This window comes from Sphingobium limneticum, assembly GCF_008710155.1.
In the GTDB taxonomy this organism is placed as follows: Bacteria; Pseudomonadota; Alphaproteobacteria; order Sphingomonadales; family Sphingomonadaceae; genus Sphingobium; species Sphingobium limneticum.
The window spans coordinates 411174-424973 of sequence record NZ_VYPZ01000001.1 but is presented as its reverse complement, the minus strand read 5'-3'; the positions used below and the strand labels follow the sequence as shown (position 1 = coordinate 424973).

Here is a 13800-nt window from a genome sequence, read left to right as displayed (position 1 = left end):
ATGCCCCCCAAGGATTCCAGCCCCGGCGAACCGACCATCATCGACGTCGCCGCGCTGGCGGGCGTATCGATCCGTACCGTGTCGCGCGTGCTCAACCATTCGCCCAAGGTGAATGACGATACGCGCACCCGTATCCAGAGCGCGATCGATACGCTCAATTTCCGTCCTAGCCTGCGCGCCCGCGCCATGGCCAAAGGGCGGTCCTTGCTGATCGGCATGGTGCATAATGATCGCAACGCCCTGGTGCTGGACAGCGTACAGCGCGGCGTGGGGCGGGAAGCCACCCGGCGCGGCTATGAGGTCATATGCCATAGCGTGCCGGTCGGCGATCCGGGTGCGGCAACAGATGTGCTGGACTTCGCACGACGTTCGCGCGTCGACGGGCTGGTGGTGATGCCGCCGGTGTCGGACATGGTCGGACTGCCCGCCGCGCTACAGGGGGATCATGTGCCGGCCGTCGCCATTTCTGCGGTCGCCATCCAGGGTTATGGCGCGGTGCTGCTGTCGCGCGAGCGGCAGGCGGCCGGCGATGTGGCGCGCCATCTGTTGGACCTAGGCCATCGCCGGATCGCGATGATTACCGGCCCGCAGGACATGATATCGGCGATCGAGCGCCGGGCCGGCTTTGTCGAGGCGCTGGCGGAGGCCGATATGGTGCCGATGGCCGAGGTCGAGGGCGACTACAGCCTGGCCGCCGGGATTGCCGCCGCCCGCCAGTTGCTGGCCGCACCGCCCGCGCCAACCGCCATTTTCGCCGCCAACGATATCATGGCCGCCGGCGTATTGAAGGTTGCGGGCGAACGCGGCATCGCCGTGCCCGCCGCTCTGTCCGTGGTCGGGTTCGACGGCAGCATTGTGGCGGAGATGCTGACGCCTTCGCTGACTACCGTCGCTCGTCCCTTCGGCGAGATGGCGGAAATGGCGACACGCCAACTGATCGACCTGATCGAGGGGCAGGCCCTGTCCGATATGGACAGCCCCGCCCTCTCGCTGGTCCCGTCAGAATCGAGCGCCCCGCCCGTCAGCGGGTGACGATCTCCATCTGTGTTTCGCCAAGCCCCTGAGCGCGGGCGCGCAGGATGATCTTGCCCGCGCGCTTGGCGTCGCTCTTCACGATCGCCAGAGCAAGTCCGTTGAAGGCATCGCGGCTCTTGGATGGAAAGGCGGTCAGATCGGTCGGGTCGCCATTGTCTGTGGCGACGATTTCGCCCGGCCCTTCGATCGAAAATTCGACCTTCTGCTTGGCGGCGGGAACGACATTGCCGTCCTTGTCCAATATCTTCAACGTCACGAAGCTGAGGTCGCGGCCGTCGCTGGCGATACCCGAGCGGTCGGCGGTCAGCGACAATTTCGCCGCCTCGCCCACGGTGTGGATCGTCTCGGTCGCCCAGGGCTGGCCCTTCTTCCAGGTGACGACCTTCACCTCGCCCGGTTCGTAGACGACATAGTCCCAGCGGAAGCGATATTCATAATCGCGCTTCTTGATCTTGCCCTGCGACTTGCCGTTGACGAACAGTTCGCCCTCGTCCGCCGAGGAAAAGACATGGACCGGCGTGATCTGGCCGACGCGATCAGGCCATGTCCAATGCGGCAGGATATGGGCGAATTTCAGGTCCGGGCGCCAGCGCGCCTGATAGAGCCAGAAGCGATCCTTGGGGAAACCGGCCAGATCGACGATGCCCGAATAGCTGCTGCGCGAGGTATAATAGGGCGTCGGTTCGCCCAGATAGTCGAAACCCGTCCAGACGAATTCACCGGCGACATAGGGATTCTGGTCGTCAGCGGCCCATACGCGATCGGGCGACGAGCCGAAATCGGCGGCATGGAGTTCATAAGCGGACACCTGATGCGTGTCGGGATTGCCGCCCGACCATGGCCGCACCGGTCCGCTGATGGCGCCGGCGACCGGGAACATATATTCGCCGCGGCTGGAAAGAGCCGACGCGCTTTCTGTGGAGAGGATGACCTTGTCCGGGAATTTGGCGCGGAAAGCGGGATATTGGCCGACGATGCCGCGAATGCCCGCGCCCTGATAATTGAGGCTGATGACGTCCACCGTGGTCGGCAACAGCATGTCCGCCTTGGCAAAGTTCATCGCGCCGGTGGCCGGCCGGGTCGGGTCTTCTTCATGCGCGATGGCGACCAGTTCGCGGCCGATCTTGGCGCCGGCTTCCCCATCATATTGTTCGCCCACTTCGTTGCCGACGCTCCACAGGATGATGGAGGGGTGGTTGCGATCGCGGCGCAGCATGGCGCGGGCGTCCGCCTCATGCCAGTCGGGGAAGATCAGGTGGAAGTCGTGCGGCGTCTTCTTCTTTTCCCAGCTGTCGAACACTTCGTCCATGACGAGGAAACCCATGCGGTCGGTGAGTTCGAGCAGTTCGGGCGCGGGCGGGTTGTGGCTCATGCGCACGGCGTTGGTGCCCATGTCGCGCAATATTTCCAGCTGGCGTTCGGCCGCGCGGGCGTTGAAGGCGGCGCCCAGCGCACCGAGATCATGATGATTGTTGACGCCGCGCAGCGGGATATGCTCGCCATTGACGATCACGCCCTTGTCGGGATCGAACTTGATATCGCGCACGCCGAAGCGGGTTTCGTGGGTATCGATGGTCTTGCCGCCCTGCGTCACGGTGGAGACGGCGACATAGCGATTGGGTTGCTGCGTCGGCGGCGGCCCCCAGAGGCGGGGATTGGCGAGGGTGGCGGAGCCGTTCAGCACGGCCTTTTCGCCCGGCGCGATGCTGGCGGATTGGCGCGCGATGCTGGCCACCGGACGGCCGGTGCGCTTGCCCTTCGCGTCCAGCGCGTAAAGGGCGGTCGAGACGTCTACCTGCGCAGGCTTGTCGCCGTCATTGTCGAGCGTCAGGCTGAGATCGATGGTGGCGTGGTCCTTGCTGACTTGAGGCGTGCGGACGATGCTGCCCCATTGGCCGACATGGACCTTGTTGGCGGTGGTAAGATAGATGTCGCGATAGAGGCCGCCGCCCGGATACCAGCGCGCCGAGGCCGCGGGGTTGTCGAGGCGGATCGCCAGCTGGTTCTTGCCGCCCGGCACCGCATAGGGGGTGAGGTCGAGGCGGAAACTGTTATAGCCATAGGGCCAGCCGCCCACCAGCTTTCCATTGAGCCAGACGGTGGCGTAGGACATGGCGCCTTCCACATCGAGGAAGATGGACTGGCCTTTGGCGCTCGTCGGGATATCGAGCGTCTTGCGATACCAGCCGATGCCCCAACTGGGCAGGCGGCCCATGCCGCCATAGGGTCCGTCCTTGATGAAGGGGCCGGCGATCGCCCAGTCGTGCGGCAGGTCGACATGGGTCCAGCCGCTATCGTCGAAACCGGCCTGCACATAAGGGACGTCGCCGCCGGGATTGCCGGCGGGGCGGGCATGATGTTTGGCGGGGTCTTTTATGAACGGATTGGCGCTGGGCAGGATCCAAGGTTTCAGCACGTTGGCGCCGCTGTCGTCCACCTTCACGGCTGCGTCGGCGGGTGTGTCGGCCAGCTTGCCGTCGCCGGCATCCTCGATCGGCGGGCGGACGTCATAGCGCAAGTCGGTGGTCAGGCCAGCCGGATCGCCCTTCGTAAAGCGCCAGTCCTTGCTGATGGACACGCTATCGGCGGCGAGCAGCGAAGCCGGGAGCGAGGCCAGGGCGATAGCGGAGAGGGATACCAGTCGTCGCCAATGCGACACCGAGTTGGACAGTGGTTTCATCATGCTCTCCCTGTTCGCTTGCGTCTGGTAGCGTTATCATTACTCTGAGCGATAGAGGCTGCTTTGGCAAGTCATGAAGTGGCGTACGGATCGGCTTTCCGCGCGCCGCCAGGCAGGCTAGGACAAGCGAAACAAGCGTGGGAGAGGGACATGAAAAATGCTTTGGCCGTCGGTGCGGCCCTGATGCTGGCTCTATTGCCGGCGGCGGTTTCGGCCAAGCCTGTCACCGATTGCGCGCTGCGCGATGCGCCCTTTTCGACCGAATCGCCGATCGTGGACCTGCTGCTCAGCCCTGCCGCCAAGGCTATTCTGGAAACCGACGCCCCGGACATATTCACCGCCCTGCCCCCGCGCTTCTTCTCGACGAAAGCGCCGACCTTCGCCGCGATCCTGAACCTGAAGGCGCTGGCGAAGATGAAGAATCTGCCCGCCGACAAGATGACAGCGCTGGACGCGAAGCTGCGTGCCCTGCCGGTGACGGCAGCGGACAAGGTGGCGCGCTGTGCCCGTTATGACGACGACCGCCCGACCATCACGCTGCCCAAGGGCAAGCCCCGGTTGCTGATCTTCGAAAAGATCAACGGCTTTCGCGATGGTCCCTCGGTCGATGCCGCCCGCGCCGCCTTTCAGGTGATGGCGCAGCGCAAGGGATGGGCCGTGGTGGTGAGCGACAAGGGTGGCGTGATGACGCCGGCCCTGCTGCGCCAGTTCGACGCCATCATCTGGAACAATGTCAGCGGCGACGTGCTGACGCTGGCGCAGCGGGCCGCGTTCAAATCCTATATCGAACAGGGTGGCGGCTATGTCGCGGTGCATGGATCATCGGGCGATCCGTCCACTTTCTGGCCTTGGTATGTCGACACGCTGGTCGGCACGCAATTTGCCGGACACCCGATGGACCCGCAATTTCAGGACGCCAAAGTGGTGGTCGAGGGGCGCAGCCATCCGATCGCGGCCGGCTTGCCCGACCAATGGGTGATGAACGACGAATGGTACAGCTTCACGGCCAATCCCCGCCCCGGCAGCGCCGTCATCGCGACGCTGGACGAGGGCAGCTACAAGCCGGGCGCGCTGGCCATGGGCGACCATCCGATCGCCTGGACCCGTTGCGTCGGCAAGGGCCGGGTCTTCTATTCCGGCATCGGCCATCGCCCCGCAACCTATGCCGATCCCCATTATGTCACCATGCTGGAAAATGCGGTGGCATGGGCGGCATCGCGCCGGTCCGCCTGTCCGGCGCTTACGCCCCCAGCCGGTTGACCGGATAGACGGGCGGCAGGATGATGTCGCCCGGCATGGAGAGTGGCAGCACCGGGCTGGCCGCGCCGGCCAGCAGCGCGTCGAAATATGCGATGGTGCGGGTCAGTCCTTCGCGCAGCCGCACGGTGGGTTCCCAATCCAGCATATCGCGGGCGCGGCCGATGTCCGGGCGGCGCTGGCGCGGATCGTCGGCGGGCAAGGGCCGCATGATGAGGGACGATCGCGATCCGGTCAGCGCCAGGATCATTTCGGCCAGTTCGACCATGGTGAATTCGTCGGGATTGCCGATGTTGATCGGGCCGGTGATCGCGTCCGCGCTGCCCATCAGCCGGATCAGCCCCTCGATCAGATCGTCGACATAGCAAAAGGAGCGAGTCTGCTGTCCATCGCCATAGAGGGTGATGGGCTGGCCCAGCAGCGCCTGGCAGATGAAGTTGGACACGACGCGCCCGTCGGCCGGGTCCATGCGCGGGCCATAGGTGTTGAAGATGCGCGCGACCTTGATCCGCACCCGCCCTTCGCGATGATAGTCGAAGAAGAGGGTTTCGGCGCAGCGCTTCCCCTCGTCATAGCAGGCGCGCGGGCCGATGGGGTTCACATGGCCCCAATAATCCTCGCGCTGGGGGTGAACCTCCGGATCGCCATAGACTTCGCTGGTGGAGGCTTACAGGATTTTCGCGCCGGTGCGCTTGGCCAAGCCCAGCATGTTGATCGCGCCATGCACGCTGGCGATGTCGCGCTAATCGGCGCCCGCTATCGTGCCGACCTGTTCGCGCCCGCTCAGGTGGTATGAAGATCCTGCATGTCTTCAACCGCCATCGTCAGGGCGGCGGGGCCGACAATGCCTGGGACGCGACCATCGCCCTGTCGCGCAGACGCGGGTTAAAAGTCGATATTTCGAGAAGGATAGTCGTCACCTTTCAACTGGCGTTTCAGGAAAGATCACGGCCTTTGCCCATGGCCTCTACCCCGTCGCCACGCTGCGGGAGTTCGCGGCGCGGCTGGAGACGGACCGGCCGGATATCGTGCATAGCCATGAACTCTATCCGTTGCTCACCCCCTGGCTGTTCCCGCTCTGCGCGCGCGCCGGGGTGCCGGTGGTCCATAGCTGCTATGATTTCCGTATCACTTGCCCGATCGCCACCCATCATGACGGCGCGGCAGTCTGCAACCGCTGTACCGATCAGGGGGCGCATCACGCGCTCCAACGCAATTGCCGGAACAGCCTGCCCGAAAGCGCCGCCTTCGCGTTGCGCCATGCTGTGGCACAGCGGCGAAACCTCTATGACCATGTCAGTCGTTTCATCGTGCTGACCGACTTCAGCCGCAACTGGCTGCATCGCCACGCGGCCATCCCGATCGACCGGATCAGCGTCAACGAATGTGCCATCCCCGCCGCGCCCGACCCCGTCGATCCCGCAGTCGGCCGCTATTTCGCTTTTGCCGGTCGTTTCGTGCCGGAAAAGGGGCTGGATGTGCTGATCGAGGCTGCCCGACTGTCTGGCCTGCCGATTCATGTCGCTGGGCCGGCCGGCAGCGATCCCGCGCCATTACAGGCGCATGGGGTGCCGGTAACCATCACCGATGGGCCGGCGTCGCTCGCTGCCGTCTATCGCGGCGCACGGGCTTTGGTGGTGCCCAACCTCTGGTTCGAAACCTTCGCGATCGTCGCCGCCGAAGCCATGGCCCATGGCGTGCCGGTCATCGCATCCCGCATCGGCGCCTTGCAGGACACGGTGCGCGAAGGCGTGACCGGGCTGCATTTCGCACCCGGGGATGCCGCCGATCTGGCCCGGCAGATGCGCCGCCTGTGGGACGATCCGGCGCTGTGCCGGCGGCTGGGCGTGGCGGGTCATGCCGATGTCCGCGCCCGCTTCAATGAGGACGCCCATTTCGACCGGCTGATCGCCGCCTACGAAGCCGCGCTTAGAGCGCCGGCATCACCATTGCCCGACATTCGCCAAAGCCGATCGGCACGAAGCCTTGCGCCGATGCGCGCGCGCGCAAGATGATCTCGTCGCCATCCTCCAGGAAAGTGCGGCTTTCGCCACCGGGCAGCGCCACCGGTTCCTTGCCGCCGACCGACAATTCGATCAGACTGCCATAGCCCGACCGGTCCGGTGCGGAGATGGTGCCGCTGCCCAGCAAGTCGCCGGGATTGAGGTTGCAGCCATTGGACGCATGGTGAGCAACGATCTGCTGCACCGTCCAATACATGTTGCTGGCCGGACCGCTGCTGAGCGGGAACGGCGCCTCCCCGCGCGTGCGCATCGCTTCGGTCAGGATCAGCACCTCCAGCGTCAGGCCCAGCGCGCCATGCGCCTGATCGTCCGCATCGGACAGATAAGGCAAGGGCGCCGGATCGTCCGTCGGCCGGGGCGGTTGCGCCGGGCGGAACGGCGCCATCGCCTCGCTCGTCACCACCCAGGGGGAAATGGTCGACTGAAAGCTTTTGGACAGGAAGGGGCCGAGCGGCTGATATTCCCAGGCCTGAAAATCGCGCGCCGACCAGTCGTTGAGCAGGCAGAAGCCCGCGACATGGTCCGCCGCCTGCGCGATCGGGATGGCGGTACCCAGAGCGTTGCCGGCGCCGATCCACACGCCCAGCTCCAGTTCATAATCCAGCCGGGCGGACGGACCGACCATGGGCGCGTCGGCCTCTGGCGGCTTGCGCTGCCCCACCGGCCGGCGCAGCGCCACGCCCGACGGCCGGATCGAGGACGCCCGGCCATGATAGCCGATCGGCACATATTTATAGTTGGGCAGGAGTGGATTGTCGGGTCTGAACTGCCGCCCGATATTGGTGGCATGGTGGATGCCGACATAGAAGTCGCTATAATCGCCGATATGCGCGGGCAGATGCAGGGCGCAATCCGCCGCAGCATGCAGCATCGGCGTCAGGCGATCCGCATAGGCCGGGTCGGACAGAAGATCGCTGAGCAAGCGGCGCAGCGCTCGCCGGTCGGCGACGGAGAGCGCCATCAACCCGTTCAGCGTCCCGGCCGTGCAGAGCGGCGCGATGGGAGCGGGCAGCAGGCCGGCGGCGGCGCAGGCGAAAAGATCCAATATCCGGTCGCCGATGGCGACACCGATGCCTGCCTCTCCGCTGGCGGACGAAAACACCCCATAGGGCAGGTTCTGGATCGGGAAATCGGGATGGCCGTTAGCGCTTTCCACCCAGCTGGTGCGGGCGGGATCATGCGTCTCGTCGGTCGTCCACCAGCTCATGCCGCGTCCCCCGGCGGCAGTTGCGCCTTGCGAAAGCCTGTCCAGCATGCGTCATAATCGCCTTGCAACAAAGGCGTTTTCATCGCCCAGCCTGTCGGCGCGAACGGCAATCGGCTTTCGAACATGAACGCCATCGTCTCCTCTATCTTATGCGGTTGCAAAGCCGCTGCGACGGCCCCGTCATGGCTGGCGACATCCGGCCCATGGGCGGACATCATATTGTGCAGGCTGGCCCCGCCCGGCGCGAAACCGCCCGCCTTGGCATCATATTGGCCGGTGATGAGGCCCATGAACTCGCTCATGACGTTGCGGTGGAACCAGGGCGGCCGAAACGTATCCTCTGCCACCATCCAGCGCGGCGGGAAGATGACGAAGTCGATATTGGCGGTGCCGGCGCTGTCGCTGGGCGATGTCAGCACCGTGAAGATGGACGGATCGGGATGGTCGAAACTGACCGTGCCGATCGTGTTGAACCGTGTCAGATCATAGCGATAGGGCACGACATTACCATGCCATGCGATCACATCGAACGGGCTGTGGTCGAGCATCGTCGACCAGAGTTGCCCCTGATATTTCTGCACCAGTTCATGGGGGCGTTCCACATCCTCATAGGCTGCGACCGGCGCCTCGAAATCGCGGACATTGGCGAGGCCATTGGAGCCGATCGGCCCAAGGTCCGGCAGCCGGAACGGGCTGCCATGATTTTCGCAGACATAGCCGCGCGCATCATCGTCCAGCAATTCGACGCGAAACCGCACCCCGCGCGGGATCAGCGCGATCTGGAGCGGGGCGACGGGCAGCACGCCCATTTCGGTGACGATCCGCAGCCGCCCCTGCTGCGGCACGATCAGCCATTCGCCATCCGCGCTGAAAAAGGCGCGATCGACCATGGATCGGTTGGCGGCGTAGACATGGACGCTGCACCCGATACCCGCCGCAACATCGCCATTGACCGCATAGGTGACGAGGCCATCGATGAAATCGACCGGGTCGGCCGGCAGGTCGAGCGGGTTCCAGCGCAGCCGGTTGGGCGAAGCGACCGCGTCAGCGTCGGGCGCGCTGCGCAGCAGGCTCGCTTTGGCATAGGGTAGGAAGGGCGCGTGCATCGCGCTCGGCCGCATGCGGTAGAGCCAACTGCGCCGATTGTCCGCGCGCGGCACGGTGAAGGCGGTCGCGGACAATTGTTCGGCATAAAGGCCATAGGGCACGCGCTGCGGCGAATTGCGCCCGACCGGCAGCGCGCCCGCCACCGCCTCGCTCGCATGATGATTGCCGAAGCCGGTCAGATAATCCCCGGTCAGATAATCCATCGTCACTCTCCTCCGTTCGCCCTGAGCATTTCGAAAGGCGCAGCGCGAACGGTGTCAGATTATCTCACGCATCGACGCTAACGACGCCCCGCCTGATCTGGTCCAACTCTATGCTTTCGAACAGGGCCTGGAAATTGCCGTTGCCAAAGCCCTCATTGCCCTTGCGCTGGATGATCTCGAAGAAGATCGGGCCGAACATATTCTCAGTGAAGATTTGCAGCAATATGCCTTCCTCCTCGACATCGCCGTCGATAAGGATGCGGTTCTTCTTGAGGCGCGCCAGATCCTCGCCATGACCCGGCACGCGCTTGTCGACCAGTTCATAATAGGTTTCGATCGTGTCCTGAAGCCGGACGCCGCGCGCCCGCAATTTCTCGACCGTGTCGTAGATATTGTCGGTGGTCAGCGCCAGATGCTGGATACCCTCGCCATGATAGTCGCGGATGAACTCCTCGATCTGGCTCTTGTCGTCCTGGCTTTCGTTGAGCGGAATGCGGATTGCCTTGTCCGGCGCGATCATCGCCTGGCTGGTCAGGCCCGTCGCTTTCCCCTTGATATCGAAGAATTTCTGTTCCTCGAAGCCGAAGAGGGTACGATAAAATTCGCTCCACACCCGCATCTGGCCGCGCCGGACATTATGGGTCAGATGGTCGAGCAGGTCGAGGCCGACGTTGTTGTCGGCCGCCTTCTCCTCCCAGCCCGGAAATTCGGCCCAGTCGGCATAGGGATCGCCGTCGGCCGGCATGAAATAGAGATAGGCGCCGCCAATCCCCTCGATCACCGTGTCATCCTCCGCCGTGGCCTTGCCGCCATTGGCCAGCGCCCATGCGAGCGCGGCCTTGGGATCGGTAACGCGAAAGGCCATGGCGCTGGCCGATGGGCCATGGACGCCGCGAAATTCCGCCACGCGCCCGGCATCGTCGCGATTGAGCATCAGGTTGATGCGCCCCTGACGATAGCGGGTGATATTCTTGCGCGGGTGGCGGTGACTGGCGACGAAGCCCAGTTGCTCGAACTGCGCCGCCATCGCTTCTGGATCGGGCGAGGTGAATTCGACGAACTCGAAGCCGTTGAGGCCCAGCGGGTTGGTGTCGGTGGTCATAGGGCGTCCTCTTCCTTTTTCTTGTTCGCATAGGCCTGACTGCCGCGGGTGAAGACGCGGTCGGTCGGCAAGATGGTATCGGTGTCGAGATCGGGCAGGCCGTCAAGCTGCGCATAAAGCGGTGCGAAATCGGTTTCGGCCGTCATCCGCAACAGTTGCTCGAAACTGTCGATCACGAAATAGCTCTGCTGATAATCGTCGATGCGATAGCGGGTACGCATCAGCCGCTTGAGGTCGAAGCCGAGGCGATTGGGCGACGGATCGTCCAGCGCAAATTCGGACTCCCCATGGGAGGAAACGATGCCGGCGCCATAGAGTTTGAGGCCATCATCCTGTCGGATCAGGCCGAATTCCACGGTGTACCAATAGAGCCGTGCCAGCCGCTCGATCGACCCCAGCGCATGGGCGCGTAGCCCCCCTTCGCCATAGGCCTGCATATAATCGGCGAAGACCGGGTTCGCGAGCAAGGGCACATGGCCGAAAACGTCGTGAAAGACGTCCGGCTCCTCCAGATAGTCGATCTGTTCGGGCTGGCGGATGAAGCGGCCGGCGACGAAGCGGCGATTGGCCAGATGTTCGAAGAAGAGCCGGTCGGGCACCAGCCCCGGCACGGCGACCACCTGCCACCCGGTCCGTTGCATCAGCCGGTCGGACAGTTCGGCAAAGTCGGGAATGCCCGGCCGGGTCATCCGCAATATGTCCAGCCCCTCCAGAAATTCCGGTACGGCGCGGCCGGCCAGCATCTGCGTCTGGCGCGCGAACAGACGGTCCCACATCGCATGGTCCTGCGCGGTGTAAGCCGCCCAGTCCTGCGGGATGGTCCAATCCTCTCTGGCGCCCGGTGGGGCGATCATTTCTGTTTGCGCCATAGACGCATCATGCCACGCGAAACCGGAAATTACGTTTCATTCTTGCCGGATTCTCAGCTATAAACGATGAATATTCATCATATATGGACAGTATATGAAACAGGATGGTCAGATAGATGAGGTGGATCGGCGCATCCTGTCCGCGCTCCAGGCCGATGCCAGCCTTAGCCATCAGGATCTGGCCGAGCGGGTCGGCGCGTCCAGCGCGTCATGCTGGCGGCGGATCAAGGCGCTGGAGGCGGCGGGCATATTGACCCGCACCGTGCGGCTGGTCGATCCGGCGCAGGTCGGGCGGGGCGTCAACGTCCTCTGCAACATCCGCATGCGCAGCCACGCCCGCGAAGCCCGCGCCGCCTTCGAACATTTCGTCGACGGGCGGCCGGAGATCGTGGAATGTTTCTCCATGTCCGGAGAATGGGACTATCTGATCCGGATCGTCGTCGCCGATGTCGAGGATTATAACCGCTTCCTGATGCAAACCCTGCTCGGCCATCCTTCGGTGGCGGGCGCAGCGTCCCATTTCGCCCTGTCGATGACGAAATATACGACGGCCATTCCGTTATAGGAGCGACCACCGTTACCAATCATCATGCTGAACCAACAGGCAGACGGTGCCGGGAGGCACAATAGATGCTGAGCCGAGGGCCAGCGCAGCTAGACAAGTTCAGCATGACGTCCCCTATATTACAACGCCCGGAACCGGAAATCGCGAAACTTCGCCTCGCCCGGTCCCGCTGCATACAGCCCCGGTCGCAGCATCAGGAAGCCGCCGCGCACATTATGATGATATCCCGACACTTCCATGCCCCGGTCGAACCGGCTCCATGTCCGTCCACCATCACGCGACAGGTGATAGGAGACGATATGGTGGCGGTTGCTGACCTTCAACGTCAGCCGCCGGCCATAGGGGTTGGCCGGCCGGCCGCGCTCCATGCCATATTGGTGAGTGACGAAGCGCGTCTCGTCGAAACCCAGCCCGCAATAGAGCTTGTCGTCATAAAAGAGGATCAGCCCCGCCGTGCCGCCCGGCGCAATTTCGATGTCGCATTGGAACTCGTAAGCCGGGTCGCCCGCGATCAGCAGCAGTGGCGATGAATCGACCGGCGCGGTCCCCCGCCCTGTCAGGATCAGCGCGCCCTTCTCCACCCGCGCCCGGCGCGCTTCGTCCGGGGCCGGGCGAAAGAAATTCCATTTCGCGCCCAGCTTCAGGTCGCGAAAATCGTCCGACAGCGCCATGCCGTGCGCCAATGCCTGCCCGCCGCGCGGCTTGGCGATCGGCTGCGCCAGATCGCCGCCCTTCATGCGGAACCAGCCGTCCGGCGTCCATTCCACAGGATCGAGCAGGGTCTGCCGCCCCAGCGTCCACAGGCCATTTTCATAACCATGATAGACCGCCCACCAGCTTTTGTCCGGTGCTTCCACCAGGCTGGCATGGCCGCGCGACCACCAGCGTTCGTCGGCGCTTTGCGTGTGGACCAGCGGGTTATCGGGATGCTGCTCCCACGGGCCATGGATCGATTTGGATCTTGCCGCGATCACCATATGGCCGGTCGGCGGCCCGGCGGTGCCGCCCACGGCGGTCAGCATGTAGAACCAGTCGCCATGGCGGTGAATCTTCGGCCCCTCCGGCGCGAAACCCTCGACATCCCATGTGTCGGGATAACGCCAGGGGTCATAGACATGCTCGACCTCGCCCACGGTCGACAGGCCATCGTCGGATAGGCGGATGCGGTCGCCGCCCGACAGGAACAGCCAGCGACTGCCATCCTCGCCCACCGCATGGCAGGGGTCGATATGCTGGTGCAGCTTCAGGTCGATGGGGTCGCTCCACGGCCCGTCGATGCTGTCGGCATGGATGACGAAGATGCTGTTGGGTTCGGCCTTGACCGGAATATAGAGGAAATAGCGGCCCTTATATTTCTCCAGACTGACCGCCCAGACCGATCCGATATTCTTGTTCAAAACCGCCTTGCGCGGTTGCCAGTTGATGAGGTCGCGGCTGTGCCAGATGGTGATGCCGGGATAGCTGTCGAAGCTGGAGAAGGTCATGTAATAATCCGAGCCATCCTTCAGGATGGCGGGATCGGGCCGGTCGCCCGACAATAGCGGATTGAGGAAGCGCCCGTCGCCCAGGTCGGCAATACGCTGGTTGTCCGGTCCGCGTTTCCATTCGGTGGCGGGCGCCGTAGCAGCAGGCGCTGACTCCGCCCGATCGGTGCGGGTCAGCGCCATTGCGCTGCCTGCGGCCAATACGCCCGTCATGGCGTCGCGCCGGCTGATCGTCATGCTCTCTCCTTGAATGAAATGTCCGGACCG

Annotated in this window: 11 protein-coding genes and 1 pseudogene; 5 read left to right on the top strand and 7 right to left on the bottom strand. The window is 64.0% G+C overall.

The window, feature by feature from the left end:
* Nucleotides 1–1032 (top strand): LacI family DNA-binding transcriptional regulator, encoded by a 1032-nt coding sequence (locus F4U94_RS01655; RefSeq protein ID WP_120253051.1) that lies wholly within the window; start codon nucleotides 1–3, stop codon nucleotides 1030–1032.
* Here F4U94_RS01655 and galB read toward each other — a convergent pair.
* Nucleotides 1022–3718: a beta-galactosidase GalB gene (gene galB, locus F4U94_RS01650; protein WP_232016243.1), complete on the bottom strand. Its 2697-nt coding sequence runs from the start codon at nucleotides 3716–3718 to the stop codon at nucleotides 1022–1024. The genes F4U94_RS01655 and galB overlap by 11 nt on opposite strands.
* Before the next feature lie 147 nt (nucleotides 3719–3865).
* On the opposite strand from galB, the gene F4U94_RS01645 reads away from it, so the two are divergent.
* Nucleotides 3866–4975: a ThuA domain-containing protein gene (locus F4U94_RS01645; RefSeq protein ID WP_120253052.1), complete on the top strand. Its 1110-nt coding sequence runs from the start codon at nucleotides 3866–3868 to the stop codon at nucleotides 4973–4975.
* Here F4U94_RS01645 and F4U94_RS01640 read toward each other — a convergent pair.
* Nucleotides 4956–5579: pseudogene (locus F4U94_RS01640) on the bottom strand (NAD-dependent epimerase/dehydratase family protein); the annotation flags it as partial. The gene F4U94_RS01645 and the pseudogene F4U94_RS01640 sit on opposite strands and share 20 nt — an antisense overlap.
* Between F4U94_RS01640 and F4U94_RS25440 the strand changes: the two are divergent.
* A complete protein-coding gene (locus F4U94_RS25440) occupies nucleotides 5574–5768 on the top strand; it encodes a hypothetical protein (protein ID WP_331852628.1) in 195 nt (64 codons plus the stop codon). The pseudogene F4U94_RS01640 and the gene F4U94_RS25440 overlap by 6 nt on opposite strands.
* Nucleotides 5734–6987 carry a glycosyltransferase family 4 protein gene (locus tag F4U94_RS01635; protein WP_120253053.1) on the top strand — a complete coding sequence of 418 codons (1254 nt, stop codon included), beginning with the start codon at nucleotides 5734–5736 and terminating at the stop codon, nucleotides 6985–6987. The genes F4U94_RS25440 and F4U94_RS01635 overlap by 35 nt, the downstream gene beginning before the upstream one ends.
* On the opposite strand, the gene fahA is transcribed toward F4U94_RS01635, so the two are convergent.
* The 4 genes from fahA to phhA all read right to left on the bottom strand — a co-directional run bounded on the left by fahA (nucleotide 6902) and on the right by phhA (nucleotide 11484).
* Nucleotides 6902–8203: a fumarylacetoacetase gene (fahA, locus tag F4U94_RS01630; protein ID WP_120253054.1), complete on the bottom strand. Its 1302-nt coding sequence runs from the start codon at nucleotides 8201–8203 to the stop codon at nucleotides 6902–6904. The genes F4U94_RS01635 and fahA overlap by 86 nt on opposite strands.
* Complete coding sequence (hmgA, locus tag F4U94_RS01625; protein WP_120253055.1) at nucleotides 8200–9513, bottom strand: homogentisate 1,2-dioxygenase; 1314 nt, start codon at nucleotides 9511–9513, stop codon at nucleotides 8200–8202. The genes fahA and hmgA overlap by 4 nt, the downstream gene beginning before the upstream one ends.
* 64 nt (nucleotides 9514–9577) lie before the next feature.
* The gene (hppD, locus tag F4U94_RS01620) at nucleotides 9578–10615 is read right to left on the bottom strand and encodes a 4-hydroxyphenylpyruvate dioxygenase (protein ID WP_120253056.1); all 1038 of its coding nucleotides are present in this window, start codon (nucleotides 10613–10615) and stop codon (nucleotides 9578–9580) included.
* Entirely contained in the window at nucleotides 10612–11484 is an 873-nt protein-coding gene (gene phhA, locus F4U94_RS01615) for a phenylalanine 4-monooxygenase (protein WP_120253057.1), read from the bottom strand. Before phhA ends, hppD begins: the two co-directional genes overlap by 4 nt.
* A 94-nt stretch (nucleotides 11485–11578) precedes the next feature.
* Here phhA and F4U94_RS01610 point away from each other — a divergent pair, with 94 nt between their 5' ends.
* The gene (locus tag F4U94_RS01610; RefSeq protein WP_120253058.1) at nucleotides 11579–12049 is read left to right on the top strand and encodes an Lrp/AsnC family transcriptional regulator; all 471 of its coding nucleotides are present in this window, start codon (nucleotides 11579–11581) and stop codon (nucleotides 12047–12049) included.
* A gap of 119 nt (nucleotides 12050–12168) precedes the next feature.
* Here the strand turns inward: F4U94_RS01610 and F4U94_RS01605 are convergent, their stop codons facing one another.
* Nucleotides 12169–13770 (bottom strand): family 43 glycosylhydrolase, encoded by a 1602-nt coding sequence (locus F4U94_RS01605; protein WP_120253059.1) that lies wholly within the window; start codon nucleotides 13768–13770, stop codon nucleotides 12169–12171.
* Nucleotides 13771–13800: the final 30 nt, after the last annotated feature.